The organism is Sphingopyxis yananensis (genome assembly GCF_020687785.1).
Lineage (GTDB): Bacteria > Pseudomonadota > Alphaproteobacteria > Sphingomonadales > Sphingomonadaceae > Sphingopyxis > Sphingopyxis yananensis.
In genome coordinates, this window is record NZ_JAJEWI010000005.1 from 330,041 (window position 1) to 351,282 (window position 21,242).

The following is a 21,242-nucleotide window of genomic DNA, read 5'->3' on the forward strand; positions in this document are numbered from 1 at the left end:
TCGGTGTGAGCAACAGCATTGAAATTGGAACAGACAATCTGGGCGCGCCTGCGCTGATTGACGTGCAGGAACTTTTGGCGACCCGCCTGCTGGTGCAGGGCAATTCGGGGTCGGGAAAGTCGCATCTGTTGCGCCGGTTGCTGGAAGAATCGGCGGGGGTGGTTCAGCAGGTGATTATTGATCCCGAAGGGGATTTTGTCACGCTGGCCGATAAATATGGCCATGTTGTTGTGAATGGCGATGATTATAATGAACGGGAAATTGCCGCCATGGCGGCGCGCGTGCGCGAACATCGCGCGTCGGTGGTGCTGACGCTGGAGACATTGGAAATTGAAGCGCAGATGACCTGTGCGGCTTTGTTTCTGAATGCATTATTTGATGCGCCGCGTGCCCATTGGTATCCCGCTTTGGTGGTGGTGGACGAAGCGCAAATGTTTGCGCCCAGCGCGTCGGGCGATGTGGCGGATACGGTGCGCCGTGCCAGCCTGTCAGCCATGACCAATTTGATGTGCCGTGGGCGTAAGCGCGGCTTGGCGGGGGTGATTGCGACCCAGCGTTTGGCGAAATTGGCCAAGAATGTGGCGGCAGAGGCCAGCAATTTCCTGATGGGCCGGACGTTTTTGGACATCGACATGGCCCGCGCGGCGGACTTGTTGGGGATGGAACGCCGACAGGCCGAGCAGATTCGCGATTTGGAGCGGGGGCATTTTCTGGGGCTGGGGCCAGCGATCGCGCGCCGGCCCGTCGCGGTAAAAATTGGCGCGACGCAGACGACGTCGCGCACGGGAACCCATGGTTTGATGCCGCTGCCGACCGCCGAACCGCAGGATTTGCGCACGATGTTGTTCGCGGAGCTGGAAAGTGCGGAGCCGCCTGCGCGCCCTGCGCCCGAAGCGCGGCCCATGGCGGCGAGCGAATTGCTGCAACGCATTGCGGGGCAGGCCAATCAGGATGAAGAGGATCCGACGCCGCCCGGACAATTTGCCTTGGGCGATTTGAATAGCGAACCGGAGCCGGACCCGATTTTGATCGAGGAAGTGATTACGTCGGCCCTGAAAGATATGCTGGCGGACCCAGATGCGGCGTTTCACCCCGAAGGGTTTTTATATCAAGATTTTTCGGTGCGGTGCCGGATGCAGAAATTGCGCCGCGTACCGTTGGATATGGCGGCCTTTCGTCGCCGTTTTGCCATTGCCAAGGCGGGTGTTTTCGACCCCACCAGCGAGCGTTGGCAAGATGCGCTAACGGCGGCGTCGCGTTTGCCGGATGATATGTTGGCGCCGTTCCTGCTGATTGCCCGTGCGGCGATGGAGGGCGAATCTTGTCCCGATGATGACGCGCTGGGCATGGCTTATGGCACACGCTCACCAGGGCGGATTCGGCGATTGGTGGAATATATGGAAAAGCAGGGCGTGATTGTGCTGCGCAGCGACTTTAGTGGCCGCCGTTCTGTGGGTATTCCGGAATTGGGCCTGAGCACCGAAGCGGATTAAGCCGAGGAAAGCGGGCTGATACCGATGCTTTGTGTCTGGGACTGTTGTTCTTGCTCTTGTTCTTGCAAATATTCGGCCAAGATGACCGCGTGATTTATTTTTGGGTCTTTGGCCGCATATAATAGCGTAATATCATGATGTTGTGCGAGGTTGATGATCTGCGCCACGGCATTGGTGTTGGCCGATAATTCCGCGCGATAGTGTGTGCGAAATTCTGCAAATAAGGCTGGGTCGTGGCAAAACCATTTCCGCAATTCGGGGCTGGGTGTGATGTTTTTCATCCACAGATCCAAATGGGCTGCGTCTTTGCTCACCCCTCTGGGCCACAGGCGGTCGACCAAAATTCGAAAGCCATCGTCTGGCTGCGGCGTATCATAAATGCGTTTGATTTGGATTTGGCCCACAGACCTGCCTTTCCTCATGCTGTTTATGGATCTGGATGTGCGGGGGATGAGTTTGCCGTGCGGGCGGTAGATAAAAATGCGTCAGCATGGTCGATATTCTCGCGGTGACTGTCGAGCATGGCGCGTAGATCTGTGTGCAGATCGTCATCACGCACGCGGCGGAGCAAGTCTTCAAGGGTCCGCACCACCCATGCTTGCCCGCGATTGAGGAAGGTCAATCGGTCGAGCGGGTCGATGATCGCCATGGCCTTGCCGTAAAATTCGCCGGTTCGCGCCGATGGCGCGCCGCCCAGGCGGCGGATTTGGCGCGTCAGCATGGTGCACCAGCGGGCTTCATCATCGCGGACCGAGAGCATGAGCGGGCGATAGGCAGGGTGGATTGGGTCGTTCCTGCCCGTTGGCGGATTGGCGCTGGCCAATGCCACTTTTGCACCCGCACGTTCTGCCTCAAGCAGGATGTTGAGGGCGGCGATCAGCTCGCTGCGCGGGGCGTAGCCCATATAGGCATCGTCAGCATCTGCGGCATAGCAGACGGGAGAGGCGTTTTTCTTGGTCATATCATGGTACGGGGCGGCTGAGCGCGCTTGAGATGTCATCCAAGCGGCGGGTCGCTTCCGTGACGCTGTTGCGGTGAATATGCCTGATTTTACCAGCTCGGGCCAGCTTTTGCGTGGATTCACCGCATGGCCTTGGGGCATGAAAAAAGGCGTGATCTGAACTTATGCCCAGATCACGCCTTGATGATCGCCTAGGACGCCGGAATTGGCGCTGTATCAGGGTCGCTTATGCGTCGGCGCTATGCGCGTCGCGGTTGGGGTTGGCGCGGTTCCAGCGCACCGAGGACCAAAAGGCGATACCGATTAAGGTTGCGCCGATCAGGCCCGTGACCACTTCGGGGATATGTTGGAAGGTGTTGACATACATGATCGCCGCCAACGCCAAAATGGCGTAAAATGCGCCATGTTCCAGATAGCGATATTCGCTCATCGTGCCCTTGTTGACCAAGAAGATGGTCATGGAACGCACGAACATCGCGCCGATGCCTAGGCCGATGGCGATGACGAACAAATTGTTGCTGAGGGCGAAGGCGCCGATGACGCCATCGAAGGAGAAGCTGGCGTCCAACACTTCGAGATAGAGGAAAGCACCGAAACCGGCCTTGGCCACTTGGCCCGTCGTGGGGGTGGGGGCTTCGAGGATATGGTTCACAATTTGGACGACGATGAAGGTCAGCAGGCCAGCGATGGCCGCGACAATGAAGGTCAGTGCATCGGGATCCGACAACATGGTCGAGGTCAAATAGGTGAACAGCAACATGACGCCGATGGAGACAGCGTCAATGCTGCCGACTTTGGCCAAAGGACGTTCGATGACGCCGATCCAGTTCACTTCTTTGTCGGAATCAAAGAAATATTTCATGCCGACCATGCCAAGAAATGCCCCGCCAAAGCCCATCAGGCCAATATGCGCGTCGTTCAAAATGGCTTCATATTTCGAGGGCTCGTTGATCGCCAGTTTGACCGCTTCGATTGGGCCGAGGCTGGCGGCGATCATCACGATGACCAATGGGAAGACGATGCGCATACCGAAAACGGCAATGGCAATACCCCATGTCAGGAAGCGATGCTGCCAGACGGGGTCCATATCTTTCAAGATTGACGCGTTGACCGCTGCATTGTCGAACGACAAAGATACTTCCAGCACGGCGAGCACCGCGCAAATCCACAAAATACCCAGCGCCCCGTTGACGGAGCCGGTCAGTTCCCAGCCATACCAGCCGCCCAGCGTCAGCGCGACCAAGGTGAACAGCATCGATCCACCGAAATGCTTAAACATCAAAATGTCCCTATATTTCGCCATATAGACGAATGAAATTCGCCTCGCCTGCAGGCGCTATAGAGCAAAAATGAGGGGATTCATAACGGGTTTCGTTGGAGGCAATCCATCCCTAGATCGAGGTGATTGTTTCTCCGTTTCATTTCGATGATGAGTGCCAAGCATATAAGCTGAAAAATGGCAATTGATCCGCATATCTAAGAAAAATTATAGATTGAGTATTTGTGTGATGATCAAAATTTATTGATTGGTTATGCGAGTTTGTGTTGGTTGATAATTTAAGTAGAATACACGCCGGACAAATATGTGCCCAGCGTGTATCCCTACGCTTTATTAGTGATCAAAGTCACCTGACACCGAAAACAAGGTGCTTGTGTCATCTGCGTAAAGGTCGCCCGTAAAGTGGCAATCCGGTCCAACACCTGGGTTCGCCCGATCAGGCAGTGTACCAGATGCTGAAAGCTTGACGCCGTCCCACGTCAAGGGAAGGTCGCCGTAGCAGCCATTTGGCGTGAGCGGGGTATTCAAATTGAGATTGTGAAATGTCAAAACCCCATTGTTGTAGGCTGTAGGGGTATAGCTTACCGAGCTAAAACCAACATATTGTACGCCGGCCGCGCATGCTGCAGGAGTGCCACCGCTGAAGCTAAGGGTAACATTTGACGACCCAATGCTTGCGATGTCTACGTGAGAGGCGCGAGGGGGAGTGGCGGCATGTTTGCCATCGCCGGTTCCATCTGGACCCGTGACCGTTAAAACAACGTTGCATCCAACAATATTTATACCTTTAAATACATCAAAAGTACCTGTGAAACTATATGGAAGTCCGCCTGTTGCAGTAATATATGCTTCGGATGCCATCACAGATGGGCTTGCTAGCAATGATGCTGTTGCCATTGCGGATAAAATAATATTTTTCATTCTTCCCTCCTAAATACTCAATATTGAGCATTTATACTTTAAAAAGTTATTTTTATAAAAAATATAAGGGATAATACTTAGAAATTTTTCTTTACGCTAAATCCTATAATTCTCGGATCAAGTGTGAATACATTTGCTGGCATTCCTATGTCATCGCTATTGAAAAATGCGTCGGTAATAGGTGCCTTATCAAAAAGATTTTTGACATAAATATTGAACGTTAGATCGTCTTCTAGGCTCTCGAGGTAAAATGATAAATTAACGTTATCCCAAGCTTTTAAACGATCTATCTCGGTGTTATAAACACGCGCAAAGCTTTTTGATTGTCTGTAGTAGTCAGCTCGGAAGGTTGCCTTCCACCGATCATTGTCCATAAATAGAGAATATTCGGCACCTATATTGAATGTTACGCGCGGGGAGTTTGGTAATTCGTTCCCGCCCAGTGGTGCATAAAACCCTCTGCCGCCATTTGGCGCGCCGCTTCCCCCATTTGCAATGTTTAACCCAACAGTTTCCGGATCATAAGGCCGTAAAGGGTTATAGGTAAAACCATATATTAGACTGAGGTCGCGGACACCTTGGATGCCATCCGCTGCCAATCCGGCGGCGTCAAATGTTCCCAATCTTTGTGCCCCAGGGCACAGCGCTGACAGGAAGCTGCGGTCCGGCAGAAATGATCCGAGAATCTTTTCAACCAATGCCGTTGGTGCGACGCAATTGGACGGAACTTGCAGCCAGGGCCGCAGCACCATCCATTCTGGGTTGCCTTGTGTTCGGTTCAGCACGTCGATGGATTGTTCGCCATTTTTGATCCGCGTGCGCAGGTAGCCGATATTGCTATCCAGTTTAAAGTGCCGAGATGGTCGCCATGCGGCTTCCAATTCTAGTCCCCAGCTTATGGCATCAAAATTCTCATTGAATGCGATACGTTCTGTGATTTGCGAAATTTGATAATTTTTATAATCGTAAAAGAAGGCGTTGGCATTTAAAGTGACGCCATTGGGAAAAGTATTCTTTGTTCCGATTTCCAGAGCCGTCAAATACTCTGGTTCAAATTCTTTGGCCAAATCTAAATATTGTACAACCTTGGGGTTGAAGTTTACGCGCGGCGGATTGGTTCCTCCGCCCTTATATCCACGCGACGCCGAAAAATAAATTAACGTATCATTCGTAAACGACAATGTGGGTCGCCAGTCGACTACGGCTCGTCCGCTAAAGGCGTTCCAATTTTGCTGAATTGATGGAAGCGGATTGTAGCCACTGTTCGTAGTGCCACCAGTTACGCCGCCAGGTTCAACTGCTGTGCCGTCCGGTAGAAATACTTTATTACCGCCCCCCAATAAAAGTTCGGTTGGAACTTGACTCGATAGTTTATCGTCGGACGTATATCGGGCACCCAAAGTCAATTTTACATCTTTAGAAATATCATAATAGATTTCCCCAAAAATTCCGGTCGACTTTGTTCTGACGCCATTCTGGCTTAGAAAGTAATTGTGTCCCATGTTGTTGAGGTTGGAAATCGGGTTGGGATCAATGTAAATACACTCGCGACCTTCAAATCCTAGTTCACAAGGTCGCGTTGTTGGTTGTGCGAAATTGGCACTGTAATACCAATCAGCTATTAGTGTAAACATATTATTGAATACATAATAATTATCTTGTGTTTTAAAATCTATATAGTTCAATCCGATATTGAAATTAAAGTTACTGCTGAAATCGGATTGAACTCGTAATTCCTGAGTCCATTGTCTATTATCGGAAGTCATCAAATCCGCACCGATCATACGATCGCGGCATCCTAATTGTGGATCGCAAAATATTCCGTTTGGTGTTGCGCCTGGAAATTTTCCAGGCTCCCCTGGCGGATCAAATGGAACATTCCTGCTATTTACTAATCCCCGACTATCGTTGAACATCGGCTTTAACGGATTGTAACGGTTATAATCTTGGGTGCTATAAAATTTGTCCGATGCATATCCCGTTTGTGAGATGATCTTTACATTGTCGGTGACATTAAAATCTAAGTTCAACTGGAAAAAATCATTATTCGCGCGAAAAATCGGATCATAGCCGCTGCTAATTTCCCGCAAATTTTTTGATTGAACTATTCCTTCATAGGGGTCGGTCCCATCCGTCGAGGCCACGATAGGGCCTGGGCGAGTCCCGCCTGCGGGTCCCGGCAGTCTGCCCCATGCAATGTTTCCCCCCACATATAAAAAGGCGTAACTATAAGCGTTGGGCGCGCCATAGGCTGCATCATCATATAGTGACTTCGGCAGACACCCTTGGCTCATTCCTCCTCGCAGCCAAGGGTCTGTTACGGCAACATTTCCGACGCGATCCGGCCCCGGATCGCGGGTGCAGAGTTGTTTTCCCGTGCGTAAACGGTCATCATCTTCCTCAAAATGTTGCCAAATAGCATTGACACTTAATCTGTCAGACGGTTCCCACCGCAAAATCGCACGTGTGGAGTATAAATCCCGCCCATTGGTCCGTTTTTGCGTAAATGTGTTGTAATCGAAGCCATCTCGCTTAGTCCATGCGCCCGAAACGCGCAGCCCGAGTGTGTCAGCTAGTGGCACATTCAACATTCCGCTCAAGCGGCGTGTCTCGTAGCTACCGATTTCGCCTTTCACTTCGCCTGCAAAATCAGCTGTGGGTTGAGCCGGTATCAGATTTACCACGCCGCCCGTCGCGTTTCGCCCATATAAGGTACCCTGCGGGCCACGTAAAACTTCGATGCGTTCCATGTCGAAAAATTCCGCCTCAAATAGGCGGTTACGAATGAGTGGGGTGTTGTTAAAATTAATAGCGACGGCTGGATCACTCGACGCCGAAATAGCCTTAGTCCCGATCCCACGGATCGAGAAATTATACATTGAGAAATTACTTTTTGAAAAGTTAACGTTAGGGATCGCTCGCAGCAATTCCGAGCCACCCTCAATTTTATACTCATCCAATGCTTTCGCGGACAAGGCTGTCATCGCAATGGGAACGTCCTGTATGCGCTCCTCTTTCTTTTGCGCGGTCACGATGATTTCGTCATATTGCGGGGCGGTTTGGGATTGGGCCGCTTGTGCTGTGGGGGCTTCCAACGCTGACGTTGGGCGTTTGCGATTGCGCGGGGCCAATGTGTAGGTGCGGCCATCGCTGTTGATGATTTGCAGGTCTGCGTCGCTCACGGCGCGGCGGATGGCTTCGTCGACGGTCATTTGCCCGCGAATGGCGCGGATTTTTTTGCCGGTGACGGCGCCAGCGCTGACCAGTAATTGGATGTCGGCTTGTTTGGCCAAGGCCGGTATGCCGGTGGCGGCCGATTGTGCCGGAATATCAAAGCTGCGGATTTGTGCCATGGCAGGCGTGGCGATGGCCACAGCCATGATAGCCACTGATGACGCCAAGACGCCCCGCAAATCGCGATAACGCATGTCCCTCTCCCCTATTTGGGCCTGCTTTATGCAAGCTTCTTCGTTAGATGCGCGGGAGAGTTGTTTCCGTAAAAATAATCGACATTATTATTAATGTGAAGATTTATAATAGGAAAATGACGCGCGCGCTATGGGCCAAAGGCGGGCGCATAGATGACGCGGCCTTGGGGTAAGGGGGCGTCGGTTAGGGCGAGCACCATGAAATATTCGGGCGGCGGGCCGGGATAGACGAGGGTGGGGACAGCGCGAAAGCCGAAGCGGGTGTAATAATCTGGATTGCCCAGCACGACACAGCCTTGGGCCCCGCGCGCCCGCAATTGGTCCAGCCCGTGGTGAATGAGGGCGCTGCCAACGCCTTGATTTTGAAAATCGGGATGGACGGAGATGGGGCCAAGGCCGAACCAATGCGAAGTGTAGGGGGTGTCGGGCGAGGTAGGGGACGGAGCGGGGGGCGAGGCGGGGAACGAGGCAAGCCCATCTTGCGCAATATGGGTGATATGGATGGGCGAGAAAGCGGCGTGGCCGATGATTTCGCCCGATTGCTCGGTGAGCAGGGACAAGGTGAGGTCACCATCCGACCGCAGGCGGGTGATGATTGCGGCTTCGGTCCCGCTGCTGTGCGGGGCGTTGGCGAAGGCGGCGGTGGTGAGCGCCGAAATGGCGTCATCGTCAGCCGATGTTTCAAGGCGGATTGTCATGGTGCATATCCTGACATGAAGGGGCATGGCTTTCCATTTCTGAACAACTCGGCGATCATGATATTTGTTGCTTGAAACTGGCGTGGCGCTGTGGCGCGCTGCGCTGTGGTTAAGCGGAGTGTCGGAGGAGAGGATGGCAAAGGGGAGGGGCAAATGATAGAGATTGGGGCGTATCGCGACTTATATTTTGCGGGGGTCGACCGTTTGTGGCGGCGGGTGTTTCCGGATGATCCGCCACATAACCGCGCTGAGTTTGCGGTGCCCGAAAAGATGCGCATGCAGCCGGACTTGTTTTTGGTGGCTGTCGATAGAGAGCGTGTGGTCGGCACGGTGATGGCCGGATATGACGGGCATCGTGGGTGGCTATATTCGGTTGCGGTGGACCCTGATGTGCAGCGGAGCGGCGTGGGAACGAGGCTGGTGCGCGCAGCAGAGGCGCAGTTGGTGATGTTGGGATGCCGCAAGATTAATCTGCAAATCCGTGACGGGAATGAAGCTGTCACGGCCTTTTATGCGCGGCTGGGCTATGCTGTGGAGCCGCGCGTGAGCATGGGGAAACGGATCGCGGGACCGCCCGCCTAGCGGGAGAGGCGCACAATATGTTGGTCGAGCGCGGACAGAAAGCGGGAGCGGTCGGCCTTGGAGAAGGGCGGCGGGCCGCCGATGGCGTCGCCCACTGCGCCAGCGCGCAGGTCTGCCATGATGGCGCGAACCGCCACGGCGTTGCCGATGCTGTCGGGAGTGAAGGGCTTGCCATTGGGCGCGATGACGGCGGCTGCGCCGGATTTGAGGCAGCGGTCGGCCAATAAAATGTCGGCGGTGATGACGATATGTTTATCCGCCGCATGGTCGGCGACATGGGCGACAATATAATCATCGGCAGCGTCGAAACTGTCGTTCACGATTTTGCGGGAAATGAGGGGGTGATCGGGGATGCGGATGGCGCTGTTGCTGACCAGAAGCACGGGGACATGATAACGCCATGCGACTTTATATATTTCGTCTTTGACGGGGCAGGCATCGGCGTCGATCAAAATATGGAGCATGATGGGATGATAGGCGCGCTGGGGCGGGAATGCCAGCAGGCGGCGGGGCGTGGCCTGCGCGGCCCCTATTCGCGCCGCCTTATGATGGGTAAATTAAGCCTTTTCGAGCATATGAATGTTGGTTGGCCCCCAATATGCGGTCATGGAGGTGATGAGGCCGTCGTCATCGAACACCATAACATCGAGCGTGTCACTGCGGAAAGCTGTCGTTTCTGCGCCGGCGAATACCGTAAAACTGGCGGCGCCATAGCGGCCTGCCACCCGCACATCTTCGGCAACGGTCATATCCATAGGGCCGGCGGCATCAAAACAGGCTTGATACCATTTTTCTATGTCTTGGCGGCCCGTGACAGCGGGCGCGGTGACGGGATCGCGCACAATGGCGTCTGGGCTGTATAGGTCCGCAATGGCTTTGGCGTCAGCGGCGGTAAATAATTTTGCGTAGCGATGGAAAGTTGACCGGACATGATCTGGCGTTGGGCCGCTCAGATCCTGTTCATCGACCATATTTTGAGTAACATTCGGTAAAATATGCGCATCATTCATCGCAACGCTATCCTCTTTATAACCCATATTATGATTTTGCGTAATTATTGGGCGCTATAACGAGTGGGTGGCGATTTTTGCAACTTTTGTTTTTCGGGGGTTTAGCGGGCGGATTCCCGCACCGTTTCCATGGCAACATAGGTGGATGTGCTGGCGACATGCGGCAGGGCGGATATTTTTTCACCCAAGATGATGCGGTATCGACGGATGTCCACGGTGCGGACCTTGAGCAGATAGTCAAAGCTGCTGGCGATCATATGACATTCCTCCACCTCGGGGATTTGGCGGACGGCGGCGTTGAACTGAGTCAAAGCTTCTTCGCGGGTGTCGGATAATTTGACTTCGGCAAAGGCGACATGGTCGAGGCCCAATTTGGCAGGGTCGATAATCGCGCGAAAGGCCACGATGACACCGCTTTGTTGCAAGCGGCGGAGGCGTTGTTGACACGGCGTTTTGGAAAGGCCGACCGCATCGGCCAAATCGGTGATGGTGACGCGGCCATCGGCGCGTAGGACCGCGAGAATCTTGCGGTCAAACTCATCCAAATCAACAACATGAGGGCTGGAGGTGCCTTGTGGGCCCGAAAATGCGCCGGAGAGCGGGCTTGTCAGCGCGCTGCTATGTCCGCTGGGAAGGCTGTATTTGGACGCTTTCACTTTGATGGGCGTATTTTTCATGAAATTAGCCTAAATTTTATCACAATTATGGTCGATATACTATGTTTATGGCATAAATAAAGGCAGAATGCTTTTTGACGCTCTGGTAGAAAGGTTGCACGTTTAATGTCACGTAAGATGATTTTTTAGAAAGATTTTTTATGTCCGCACTCGCCCAGGACCGTATGCCGCTGAACATATTGGCGCGCACGAGTGAAGAGGCGGTTGTGGCCAATTTGCGGTCCATTTTGGCGTCATCCCCCGCCACGGTGGACGCGGTGTCGCACCGTGGTTTACAGATCATCCGCCGCGCCAAGGCCGAAGGCGACCGGGAAACGCTGGTTGCGCAATTGATGAACCGTTACCGCCTGTCCACCGAAGAAGGCGTGGTGTTGATGTGCTTGGCCGAAGCGTTGCTGCGCGTGCCAGATAGCGGGACCGCCAATGCCTTGATCCGTGACAAAATTGCAGGACGTCAGTGGGCCGAGGGGGATAGCGGCGATAGCCCGTTGGTGGTCGCCCTGTCGTCGCGCGGTTTGGCGTTGGGGTCGGCGACCTTGATGCTGGATTCGATGGGCAGCAAAGCCAATCCGCTGAATCTGTTGAAAGCGATGGTTCGTCGTTCGGGTGAACCCGTGATCCGTCAGGCCGCGATGATGGCGATGCGGATGCTGGGTCAGCAATTTGTGATGGGCGAAAGCATTGATGCGGCCGTAAAGCGCGCCGACAAGGTGACGACCGAGCTGGCCAGTTTCGACATGCTGGGCGAAGCTGCCCGCACTGCCGAGGATGCGGAGCGTTATTATCGCAGCTATGCCGACGCCATTCAGCGCATTGGCCGCGATGCCAAGTCTGGTGATCCTTATGCCAACCATGGCATTTCGATTAAGCTGTCGGCACTGCACCCGCGTTATGAATATTGGCAGGCCGACCGTGTGATGGGCGAATTGGTACCCCGCGTGATTGAATTGTGCATGGCCGCGCGGGCGGTGAACATTCCGTTGATGATCGACGCCGAAGAAAGCGACCGTCTGGAACCCCATATGGACGTCTATGGCGCGTTGGTGGATGCGGGCGTGGCCGATGGCTGGACCGGTTTGGGCATTGTGATTCAAGCCTATATGAAGCGCGCACCTGCCGTGATCGAATGGTTGGCGGCCAAAGCGCAGGCGCGCGGCGTCAAGCTGGCGATGCGTTTGGTGAAGGGCGCTTATTGGGATACCGAAATTAAGCGGGCGCAGACGATGGGCATGGGCGATTTTCCCGTGTTCACGCAAAAATTGCACACCGACTTGAATTATATGCGCTGTGCGCAACTGCTGCGCGGATATCAGGGCTGCATTTTCCCGGCTTTTGCCAGCCACAATGCGATGACGCTGGCCTTTGTGACCGAATTATTCGCGGACGCGGATTATGAATTGCAGCGCCTGCACGGCATGGGCGAGGGCGCGCATGATGCGGTGCTGGCGCTCTATCCGCCGCCGCGCCCTGTGCGGGTTTATGCGCCCGTTGGGACGCACCGTGATTTGCTGGCATATCTGGTCCGCCGCTTGTTGGAAAATGGAGCGAACAGCAGCTTTGTTCACCAATTTTCCGACCCCGATGTCACGGCAGAAGATTTGGCGGTGGACCCGCGCACGCAGGCGTCCCAGCCGCGCAAAATCGCCAATGGTTTAGAATTATTTGATCCGACACGCAAAAATTCGCGTGGATATGATGTGGGGGAACCGGGAGTGTCCGAGAAGTTGATGGCAGCGATTGATGCTGCCCGTCCGAAAATGCCGGTAGCCGCGCCTTTGGTGGGTGGCCAAGTGCGCAGTGGACCCAGTGAGCCGGTGCTGAACCCCGCAACGGGGGCTGCGATGGGCAGCGTGATTGAAGCCGATCAGGCGATTGTCGCCGAAGCCATTGCCGCCGCCAAGGCGGCGCAAGGGGCGTGGAGTTTGGCGGGCGGTGCCTATCGCGCCGAGCGTTTGGAACGCGCCGCAGACCTGCTGGAAGAACGTGATGCCTTGTTCTTGGGCCTGTGCATGGATGAAGCGGGCAAGACTTTGGTCGATGCCATTGCTGAATTGCGCGAAGCGGTAGATTTCCTGCGCTATTATGCTGCGCAGGCCCGCGCTGAATTTACCGACCCCGTGCAGTTGCCAGGGCCAACGGGTGAGCGCAACGAGTTGTTGCTGGAAGGCAAGGGCCTGTTTACCTGTATCAGCCCGTGGAATTTCCCACTGGCGATTTTCTTGGGACAGGTTTCGGCCGCTTTGGCAGCGGGTAATGCCGTATTGGCCAAGCCCGCAGAGCAGACCCCGCTTGTTGCCTATTTTGCGGTACAATTATTGTTGGAAGCCGGTGTTCCGGCAGAGGTTTTGCACTATCTGCCCGGACGGGGTGAGACGGTCGGCGCGGCCTTGACCGGCAGTGAGGCGATTATCGGCGTGGCCTTCACGGGTTCGACTGAAGTGGCCAAGATGATTAACCGTAGCTTGGCGGGCCGTGACGGCGCGATTGCGACGTTGATCGCCGAAACCGGCGGCGCCAATGCGATGATCGTGGACAGCACCGCCTTGCCCGAACAAGTGGCGCGCGATGCGGTGGCGTCGGCGTTTCAGTCGGCGGGTCAGCGTTGTTCGGCGCTGCGTTTATTATGTGTGCAAGAAGATGTGGCAGAGGGCATGACCGCCATGATTGCGGGCGCAATGGCCGAGCTGAACATTGGCAACCCCGCCGATTTGGCGACGGATGTTGGCCCGATTATTGACGAAGAAGCCCGCGCCAACATAGCCGATTATATTGCCGAAGCGCGCAAGGCTGGCCGCGTGATGGCCGAGGCCACGCGCATGGGCGATGTGGCGGGTGGCAGCTTTGTTGCCCCGGTGATCATTCGCTTGGATGATGTGACCGATTTGAAGCGCGAAATCTTTGGCCCTGTGCTGCATGTGGTGACATGGAAGGGCGGCGAATTGGATGCGCTGATCGACCAAATTAACACATCGGGATATGGGCTGACCTTGGGTGTGCATACGCGCATCGACAGTGTGGCGGCGCATATTGCGGCCCATGCCGAAGTCGGCAACATCTATGTCAATCGCAACCAAATTGGTGCGGTTGTCGGATCGCAACCCTTTGGTGGACGGGGCCTGTCGGGCACCGGACCCAAGGCAGGTGGCCCGCGCTATTTGCATCGCTTTGCCGAAGAAAAAACCATCAGCACCGACGTGACGGCGGCGGGCGGTAACGCGGCTTTGATGGCGAGCTGAGGCGGCTGGTCAGACGATATTATTTTCGTGCGAAAAGGGGCTGCGTGACGGGTTCCGGTTCATTCCGCCAGAATGAGGCCAGTTTCACATCCCCCGCATGAATGCCCGCTCGGCCAATATCCCCCCCCTTTGCGCCGAGTGGGAAAAGGGTGCATGTCCATTGCGGCATGCACCCTTTTACTTTTGGGCTATGTTATTTGGGGTATGGCGCTTGGGGTTGGCGGCTTAAGCGCCAGGGACCGCCAATAATTTGGCCTGCGCGCGAAGGCGGGCAGCGGCGGCAGGGTTGGCGGCGACCGCGTCCTGCAAAGCCTTGGCGGCTTTATTGGTTTCGCCCAAGGTCATGCGGCTGCGCATTAGCATGATCCATTGATCGACATTTTGCGGATTGGCGGCGATTTTGGATTCCAAACTGGCGATCATGCCGTCGATCATGGCGTCTTGTTGGCCCTTGGGAAGCTGGGACGCGGCCTCCATGTCCGCGCGGGTTGGGCCGGGAATGGCGCGGGCGGCGACGGGCATGTCTTGGGCGGAAAGCGGCGGCGCAGCGGGGGCCTTGGTGGCCGCAAGGCGCGGGGCGACATCGATTTTATGAATGGCGCCGACTTGTTCGATGGTACGGCGCAGGTCCGCTTCCCATGGCGCGCCAGCGGGGGTGTCGGCCAGCAGGGCGAACCAATCGTTGATTGCGCCTTGATGGTCGCCCGACAGGTCTTTTTTCACCGCCATGAAATAGCGGGCGCGCGGTTCCTTGGGGTCAAGCGTGATCGCTTTTTCAAAAGCGGCCGCCGCCGCAGCGGGCATGGGGTCGCGTTCGCTTGCCATTAACAAAGACTCGCCATAGGCGGACCATAGACCGGCGCTTCGCGGTGACAGGCTGGTGGCCTTTTGATAGCTTTCTGCGGCGGCAGAAAACTGCCCTTGGTCGAAGCGCGCATTGGCCAGCGCGGACCATGTTTCGGCATTGTCGGGATTGTCGCGAATTTGCTGTTCCAGCGCGGCAATGACATCGCCGCCAGCATCGGTCGATAGCATGGCGGAAGGGGTGCTGGCACCGCCTTGTTCCTGCCATAGGGTATAGCCAACAGCGCCGCACAGCAGCAAGGCGGAGGCCGCCAATATGGTTTTGTTGGTTGTGGACATGGCACCCATGGCAGGCATACTTTCTTTTTTATGGTCGCGCGCTTTTTGACAAGCAAAAAGGCAGAGATCAACGGTCGCGATTGGCGATAGCTTTGCAACAGGCAGATCAGAAGATATGTCAGGATCGCCAAATTTGGTAAGCATAAGAAAAATATTCGGATTGTGATGTGGATTACAGGAAAAACCACAAGATTTGCGGAAATGTGCAGACAGCTTCTGGGAATTTTGCCATGAACATGGCTGGATATTGACCGATTTATCACGAGTGGTCAGGGGCGGTTAGGGGCTTGGGCCGCGATATTTGGGATAGAGCGTTGGGCCTGTAGGCCTGTAGGGGGGATCCGTATCATGAAAATGGCCATGGGCCAGTGGCGCAATGCAGGCGGTCAAAAGCTTATAGGCTTTTTGACGGTTGCGATGTTGAGCCTGATTGGGTTCGGATTTTTCTGGGCGGCCCCCGCGCGATCGGCAAGTGAAAATCAAGGGTCTTATACGGGGGTTGCATCTTGCGCGGGGTCAACCTGTCACAGCCGCATGGACGGCGATGGCAATGTGGTGCGCCAAGATGAGCTGAAAATTTGGCAAGAGCCCAGTTCGCCCAGCGGCGCGCACAGCCGCGCTTGGGCGGTGCTGAACAATAATCGCAGCCGCTTTATTGCCCGCAATTTGGGGCTGGCCGATGCGGCCTCTGCGCCGATGTGTTTGGGCTGCCATGTCACCAATGGGGCCAGCGCCAATGGCGCGGTGCGCTTGGATGATGGTGTGGGATGCGAAAGCTGCCATGGTCCGGCAGGCGGCTGGATTGCCAGCCATTATGCAGGCGTGTTGAACGCGCCGAGCGTGGGCGCGGAAATGCGCGCCAAGCATATGGCCAATTTGCAAGCGGGCCTGCGGAAATTGGAAGACCCTGTGGTGCGCGCGGGCGTGTGTGCCGATTGCCATTTTGGTTCGGCCAAGGATGGGCAATTTGTGAACCATCGCATGATGGCGGCGGGTCACCCGCGTATTGGCTTTGAGCTGGATTTGTTCAGCCAATTGCAGGCGCATCACCAAGAAGATGCGGATTATGGCTGGCGCAAATTTGGCGCAGCGGGCGCGCGCACGGACCATGTGCAAATGTGGGCGGTTGGCCAAGCGACGGTGCTGGAGCGCAGCCTAGATTTGTTCCGGTCCAAGCGCGGGCAGGACGGTATGTTCCCCGAATTTTATTTTCTGGATTGCCACAGCTGCCACCGCCGCATTTTTGACCAAGCGCAGCCGGTGCGGACGGGCGTGGACAATGTGGGGCGCAATTTGCCCGAAGGCTATGCGCCCTATAATGATGAAAATCTGATTATGTTGGCCGCGGCTGCGCGTTTGGCGTCGCCGGCGCTGGCCAGCGAATTGGCGGCGCGCACGGCAGAGTTTCACCGCGCGATGGCGGTGGACCGTGCGGCGGCCAATCAAGCGGCGCTGGCATTGGGGCAGACGGTGGCGAAATTAAAAGCCGCCTTTGCAGCGAAAAGCTTTTCCAGCACCGATGCCTTTGTGTTGGTGGATGCCATTGCCAGCAGGGCGATGACGGCGCGCTTTACCGATTATGCCGGATCGCAGCAGGCTGTGATGGGCGTGGATACCTTGCTGAGCAGTATGGTGAGTTCGGGCCAGATTACCATTGGCGCAGCGGCAGGGATACGCGCCGATATTGACCGCGCTTATGGCGCGGTGAAAGAGCCCAACAGTTATAAACCCGCCGAGTTTCAGACGGTATTTGAGCGGGCGGTGCGCGCCATTGCGGCCTTAAAGTAGGAATGCGAGTGATGCGCACGACATATCGACCTTCGACCGTTCGACCTTCGACCGTTCGATCTTCGGCCTTTCGGTGTTCGGTCTTTCGGTCGGCGGCGGGGGCGGTGATTGCGTCTTTGATATTGGCGTCGTGCGGGGGCGGTGATGGCGACGGCACATCGACCGCGCCGCCCATAACTCCGCCGATTACGCCGACCACACCTGTCTATACGCCGCCCGCCGCCGAAGCGCTGAGTAGCGCGGATGTGGAAAAGATTTTGGCAGGGGCCATATCGGAAGCCAATGCCCGCAATCTGCCGAGCGTCATTGCGGTGACCGACCGTGTCGGCAATGTGTTGGCGGTGTTCCGGATGACGGGCGCCCGCGCCGATGCCACCGCGTCGCCCGCGCCCAATGGCCAGAATATGGACGTGCAAAATGTCAGCTTTCCCGCCGAAGCGGGGGCGATTGCGAAGGCGATTACGGGGGCTTATTTGTCGAGCAGCGGCAATGCCTTTTCCACCCGCACGGCCAGCATGATTGTGCAGGAACATTTTCCGCCTGCGCCGACGACGGCGGGCTTGGAAAGCGGGCCGTTGTTTGGCGTGCAGTTCAGCCAATTGCCGTGCAGCGATTTGAACACAAGATTTGGGGCCATAGGCAGCGCGGCTTTGGTGGGACCGAAGCGTTCGCCGCTGGGCCTGTCGGCGGATGCAGGCGGTTTTCCGCTGTATAAAAATGGCGTGGTTGTCGGCGGCATTGGCGTGATGGCGGACGGCGATTATGGCAGCGATGCCAATGTTTTGGACGTGGACAGCGACGATGAGGAATTTATCGCGCTGGCCGCGACGCGCGGGTTTGAAGCGCCCACCGCGGTGCAGGCCGACCGTATTGCGATTGACGGCACCACGCTGCGCTATTCCGACGCTAGCTTTGCGGGTGTGCGGACCAATGGCGGTAATTTTGCCAGCCTTAACGGCGTGGTCGGCAATTTGGTGGTGGTCACCGGCTATAGCAATGGCGCGATTATGGGCGGCGCGATTTATGGCAGCGAAGCGTCGGGCGTGCGAGCCGCGACCAGCAGCGAATTTGGGATCAGCGGCGCTTATGTGCTGAGCAATGGGGCGGGCGCGAACCGTTTTCCGATGCGTGCGGGCACGGACGGAGCTAGCGTTCCGACACCGCTGAGCATGGCGGAAGTGCAAGCGGTGTTGGAAGAAGCCTATGGCGTGATGAGCCGTGCGCGGGCGCAAATTCGCCGCCCGCTGGATAGCCGCGCCGAGGTGACGATTAGCGTGGTCGACAGCCATGGCAGCGTGCTGGGACTGGTGCGGTCCCCCGATGCGCCTTTGTTTGGCGCGGATGTTAGCTTGCAAAAGGCGCGGACGGCGGCGCTGATGTCCAGTGTGCGCGCGGGCAATGATTTGTTGGGCGACCCGAGCGCCGATGTGCGGGCCTTTGTCGGGGCGACGCGGACCTTCTTGAACGATATGTCGGCGCTGGGCGGCGGCACGGCCTTTACGGCGCGGGCGATTGGCAATTTGGCGCGGCCTTATTTTCCGGACGGCGAAGTGGGCCGCCCGCACGGGCCTTTGTCGCGGCCTATTGGGCAATTTAACCCCTTTTCCACCGGTTTGCAGTCGGCCTTGATTATCGGCAATTTGGCGCAGCATGTGGCGTTTGTGACGGGCGCGGGGCCTGATACGCCCGCGCGCTGCACGGCCTTGCCGGATGTCGCGGTGGGGCAAAATCCGCTGCAAAATGGCTTGCAAATCTTTCCGGGGAGCGTGCCGCTGTATCGGGGGAATATCTTGGTTGGGGCCATTGGCGTGTCGGGTGACGGCATTGATCAGGATGATATGATCAGCTTTTTGGGCGCGCATAATGGCGGGGCCAAGGTGGGCGGTATTGGCAATGCCAGCACGAATAAGCGGTCTGACAATATACTGGTTCAGGTCGGGGCGGGTGTGCGGCTGCGCTATGCGGTGTGTCCGTTTAACCCCTTTGTTGGGTCGTCCCAGCAAAATGTCTGTCAGGGGCTGTAGGGCATGAGCATGGGGGGTATCAGTCTGTTACCGATCATTGCCAGCCTTGCAGCGCAATCTGGGGTTGCTGCGCCAGAGCCAGTTGATCTGGATGAGGCGGCGGTGCAGGCGGACGGTAGCCCTGTGCCGCCGGATGTGTTGCCCGATGGGATAGTGATTCCGCCGATTGGCCAGCCGGAAGGCAAATGGGCGCGGCATGATGATGTGTTGGATAAGCTGACCCCGCCCCCGCCGCCGGAAAATTGGCGCGACAATATCACCGATCCCTATTTGATCGAGATTTTGGAGGGGCGTCGTCGGCCCGGATTTGTGCCGCTGCGCCCCGAAGCCTTGACACAGGATAATATCGGCGCGCTGCGTCCGCCGCCGCCAGAGCATTTTGCTGGCATTGAAGATCAATTGCCGGTGCCGGATCGCTGGCGCTTGATTGAGACGCTGGGCGTGGTGAAGGAGCGCTGGTTCGACCCCTATCACCAAAATACGTTGAAGGGCGACCGGCCGATCAACCGCGACAAGGTGAAATGGCTGCCGATCAAGGGGGATGATTGGTTTTTCGTCGCCAATTTGGTGTCGGACAGCGTGGTGGAACCGCGCACTTTCCCGATTCCGGTGGGCATACAAACCAGCGAGCGGCCTGGCAGCAACGATGTCTTTGGGCGCAATAGCAGTTTATTATTGTCGCAAAGCCTGATTGCGGGATTTGCCCTGATTAAAGGCAGCACAGCCTTTAAACCGCCCGATATCGAATATCGACTGACGCTGGCGTATAATGTGAATTATGTCGATGTGGCGGAGCGGCGGGTGTTGGATGTGCGGCCCAGCCGCCCCAGCCGCCGCACCGACGCCTTTTTGGGCGTTCAGGAAGCCTTTATCGACAAGCATTTGGGCAATACGTCGGACCGATATGATTTTTATTCGGTGCGTTTGGGTATTCAGCCGTTCCAAAGTGATTTTCGCGGATTTTTGTTTAACGACAGCCAATTGGGCCTGCGCTTGTTTGGCAATCGCGACAATAACCGTGTGCAATATAATTTGGCGGCTTTTTGGCGGTTGGAGAAAGACACCAACAGCGGGCTGAATGATATTACCCAGACGCCGCGCAAGGATTTTATCTTTACCGGCAATATTTATCGGCAGGATTTCCCCTTTGTCGGGATGACCAGTCAGGTCAGCGTGACCTATAATATGAACCGCGAGAAGAATGACGTGCAGATTGACCATAATGGTTTTCCTGTGCGCCCCGCGGTGATTGGCGATTTGCGCGGGCGGGAATATGATGTGGTCTATCTGGGCTATAGCGCGGATGGGCGGATTGGGCGGATCAACCTGACGGCCAGTTTTTATGCGGCGCTGGGCGAAAATCGGAACAATTTCTTTACCAGCAAGCCCGCCCAAATTCGCGCGGGCTTTGCGGCGGCCGAAGCCAGCTATGATGTGGATTGGATGCGGTTTCGCTTGTCCGGCATGTACGCCAGCGGTGACCGCGACCCCTATGATGATCGCGAAAATGGCTTTGACGCGATTTTTGAAAACCCGATCTTTGGCGGGGCGGATACCAGTTACTGGATACGGCAGACCATACCCTTTGCGGGCGGTGGGCGCGTGATTAGCTTGAGCGGGCGCAATGGTCTGCTCAATTCGCTGCGCTCGTCCAAAGAAGAAGGGCAGAGCAATTTTAACAATCCCGGTACGATCTTTGCCGGATTGGGCGGGGATTTCGACCTGACGCCGCAATTCCGCCTGAGCACCAATTTTAACCATTTATGGTTTGATAGCACGTCGGCGCTGAAGGTGCTGCGGATGCAAGGGCATATTCCCACCGATATTGGATATGATCTGTCTGTGGCCACCATCTGGCGGCCCAAGGCGACGCAAAATTTGGTGGGCCGTTTGAGCGGGGCGGTCTTGCTGCCCGGCGATGGGTTTAAAGCTTTGTTTGAGAATGAGCAGCGGCGTCCGGCCTATGTGTCCATTCTTGCCAATGTGATTTTGAGTTATTGAT

General features: G+C 56.1%; 16 protein-coding genes. 6 read left to right on the plus strand and 10 right to left on the minus strand.

Going from position 1 to position 21,242, the window contains the following annotated elements; all coding sequences use genetic code 11:
* Nucleotides 1–5: 5 nt before the first annotated feature.
* Nucleotides 6–1,493, plus strand: coding sequence for a helicase HerA domain-containing protein (locus LKO31_RS04120; protein ID WP_227688795.1), 1,488 nt, complete (start codon nucleotides 6–8; stop codon nucleotides 1,491–1,493).
* Here LKO31_RS04120 and LKO31_RS04125 read toward each other — a convergent pair.
* The 6 genes from LKO31_RS04125 to LKO31_RS04150 form a co-directional block, all read right to left on the minus strand.
* Nucleotides 1,490–1,897, minus strand: coding sequence for a DUF488 domain-containing protein (locus LKO31_RS04125; RefSeq protein ID WP_227688796.1), 408 nt, complete (start codon nucleotides 1,895–1,897; stop codon nucleotides 1,490–1,492). The two genes, LKO31_RS04120 and LKO31_RS04125, sit on opposite strands and share 4 nt — an antisense overlap.
* A gap of 23 nt (nucleotides 1,898–1,920) precedes the next feature.
* Entirely contained in the window at nucleotides 1,921–2,454 is a 534-nt protein-coding gene (locus LKO31_RS04130) for a DUF6306 domain-containing protein (RefSeq protein WP_227688797.1), read from the minus strand.
* A gap of 226 nt (nucleotides 2,455–2,680) precedes the next feature.
* Nucleotides 2,681–3,733, minus strand: a complete 1,053-nt coding sequence (locus tag LKO31_RS04135; RefSeq protein ID WP_227688798.1) for a DUF475 domain-containing protein — start codon at nucleotides 3,731–3,733, stop codon at nucleotides 2,681–2,683.
* Nucleotides 3,734–4,066: 333 nt separating this feature from the next.
* Complete coding sequence (locus tag LKO31_RS04140; RefSeq protein ID WP_227688799.1) at nucleotides 4,067–4,654, minus strand: hypothetical protein; 588 nt, start codon at nucleotides 4,652–4,654, stop codon at nucleotides 4,067–4,069.
* 77 nt (nucleotides 4,655–4,731) lie between these two features.
* Nucleotides 4,732–8,082, minus strand: a complete 3,351-nt coding sequence (locus LKO31_RS04145; RefSeq protein ID WP_227688800.1) for a TonB-dependent receptor domain-containing protein — start codon at nucleotides 8,080–8,082, stop codon at nucleotides 4,732–4,734.
* 128 nt (nucleotides 8,083–8,210) lie between these two features.
* Nucleotides 8,211–8,780, minus strand: a complete 570-nt coding sequence (locus tag LKO31_RS04150) for a GNAT family N-acetyltransferase (protein WP_227688801.1) — start codon at nucleotides 8,778–8,780, stop codon at nucleotides 8,211–8,213.
* A 153-nt stretch (nucleotides 8,781–8,933) separates the two neighbouring features.
* Between LKO31_RS04150 and LKO31_RS04155 the strand changes: the two genes are divergently transcribed.
* The gene (locus LKO31_RS04155; RefSeq protein ID WP_227688802.1) at nucleotides 8,934–9,362 is read left to right on the plus strand and encodes a GNAT family acetyltransferase; all 429 of its coding nucleotides are present in this window, start codon (nucleotides 8,934–8,936) and stop codon (nucleotides 9,360–9,362) included.
* On the opposite strand, the gene LKO31_RS04160 is transcribed toward LKO31_RS04155, so the two are convergent.
* From LKO31_RS04160 to LKO31_RS04170, 3 genes are all read right to left on the minus strand, one after another.
* Nucleotides 9,359–9,826 carry a YaiI/YqxD family protein gene (locus LKO31_RS04160; protein WP_227688803.1) on the minus strand — a complete coding sequence of 156 codons (468 nt, stop codon included), beginning with the start codon at nucleotides 9,824–9,826 and terminating at the stop codon, nucleotides 9,359–9,361. The two genes, LKO31_RS04155 and LKO31_RS04160, sit on opposite strands and share 4 nt — an antisense overlap.
* Nucleotides 9,827–9,919: 93 nt before the next feature.
* Nucleotides 9,920–10,399, minus strand: coding sequence for a nuclear transport factor 2 family protein (locus LKO31_RS04165; protein WP_227688804.1), 480 nt, complete (start codon nucleotides 10,397–10,399; stop codon nucleotides 9,920–9,922).
* A 74-nt stretch (nucleotides 10,400–10,473) separates the two neighbouring features.
* Nucleotides 10,474–10,917, minus strand: coding sequence for an Lrp/AsnC family transcriptional regulator (locus LKO31_RS04170; protein ID WP_407699252.1), 444 nt, complete (start codon nucleotides 10,915–10,917; stop codon nucleotides 10,474–10,476).
* 272 nt (nucleotides 10,918–11,189) lie between these two features.
* On the opposite strand from LKO31_RS04170, the gene putA reads away from it, so the two are divergent.
* Complete coding sequence (gene putA, locus LKO31_RS04175; RefSeq protein WP_227688806.1) at nucleotides 11,190–14,285, plus strand: bifunctional proline dehydrogenase/L-glutamate gamma-semialdehyde dehydrogenase PutA; 3,096 nt, start codon at nucleotides 11,190–11,192, stop codon at nucleotides 14,283–14,285.
* Between the two features lie 225 nt (nucleotides 14,286–14,510).
* Here the strand turns inward: putA and LKO31_RS04180 are convergent, their stop codons facing one another.
* Nucleotides 14,511–15,428, minus strand: a complete 918-nt coding sequence (locus LKO31_RS04180) for a tetratricopeptide repeat protein (RefSeq protein ID WP_227688807.1) — start codon at nucleotides 15,426–15,428, stop codon at nucleotides 14,511–14,513.
* A 348-nt stretch (nucleotides 15,429–15,776) separates the two neighbouring features.
* Here LKO31_RS04180 and LKO31_RS04185 point away from each other — a divergent pair, with 348 nt between their 5' ends.
* Genes LKO31_RS04185 through LKO31_RS04195 form a run of 3 tightly spaced genes read left to right on the plus strand, consistent with a single transcriptional unit; the run spans nucleotide 15,777 to nucleotide 21,241 of the window.
* The gene (locus LKO31_RS04185; protein WP_227688808.1) at nucleotides 15,777–17,216 is read left to right on the plus strand and encodes a cytochrome c family protein; all 1,440 of its coding nucleotides are present in this window, start codon (nucleotides 15,777–15,779) and stop codon (nucleotides 17,214–17,216) included.
* Nucleotides 17,217–17,227: 11 nt separating this feature from the next.
* On the plus strand, nucleotides 17,228–19,240 hold the full coding sequence (locus LKO31_RS04190; protein ID WP_227688809.1) for a heme-binding protein: 2,013 nt from the start codon (nucleotides 17,228–17,230) through the stop codon (nucleotides 19,238–19,240).
* Between the two features lie 3 nt (nucleotides 19,241–19,243).
* Entirely contained in the window at nucleotides 19,244–21,241 is a 1,998-nt protein-coding gene (locus LKO31_RS04195) for a hypothetical protein (protein WP_227688810.1), read from the plus strand.
* Nucleotide 21,242 lies beyond the last annotated feature (1 nt).

Coding starts and splice junctions, on each gene's coding strand:
- LKO31_RS04130 (WP_227688797.1), bottom strand. CDS start 2,454: ATGACCAAGAAAAACGCCTCTCCCGTCTGCTATGCCGCAGATGCTGAC.
- LKO31_RS04135 (WP_227688798.1), bottom strand. CDS start 3,733: ATGTTTAAGCATTTCGGTGGATCGATGCTGTTCACCTTGGTCGCGCTG.
- LKO31_RS04140 (WP_227688799.1), bottom strand. CDS start 4,654: ATGAAAAATATTATTTTATCCGCAATGGCAACAGCATCATTGCTAGCA.
- LKO31_RS04145 (WP_227688800.1), bottom strand. CDS start 8,082: ATGCGTTATCGCGATTTGCGGGGCGTCTTGGCGTCATCAGTGGCTATC.
- LKO31_RS04150 (WP_227688801.1), bottom strand. CDS start 8,780: ATGACAATCCGCCTTGAAACATCGGCTGACGATGACGCCATTTCGGCG.
- LKO31_RS04155 (WP_227688802.1), top strand. CDS start 8,934: ATGATAGAGATTGGGGCGTATCGCGACTTATATTTTGCGGGGGTCGAC.
- LKO31_RS04160 (WP_227688803.1), bottom strand. CDS start 9,826: ATGCTCCATATTTTGATCGACGCCGATGCCTGCCCCGTCAAAGACGAA.
- LKO31_RS04165 (WP_227688804.1), bottom strand. CDS start 10,399: ATGGGTTATAAAGAGGATAGCGTTGCGATGAATGATGCGCATATTTTA.
- putA (WP_227688806.1), top strand. CDS start 11,190: ATGTCCGCACTCGCCCAGGACCGTATGCCGCTGAACATATTGGCGCGC.
- LKO31_RS04180 (WP_227688807.1), bottom strand. CDS start 15,428: ATGTCCACAACCAACAAAACCATATTGGCGGCCTCCGCCTTGCTGCTG.
- LKO31_RS04185 (WP_227688808.1), top strand. CDS start 15,777: ATGAAAATGGCCATGGGCCAGTGGCGCAATGCAGGCGGTCAAAAGCTT.
- LKO31_RS04190 (WP_227688809.1), top strand. CDS start 17,228: ATGCGCACGACATATCGACCTTCGACCGTTCGACCTTCGACCGTTCGA.
- LKO31_RS04195 (WP_227688810.1), top strand. CDS start 19,244: ATGAGCATGGGGGGTATCAGTCTGTTACCGATCATTGCCAGCCTTGCA.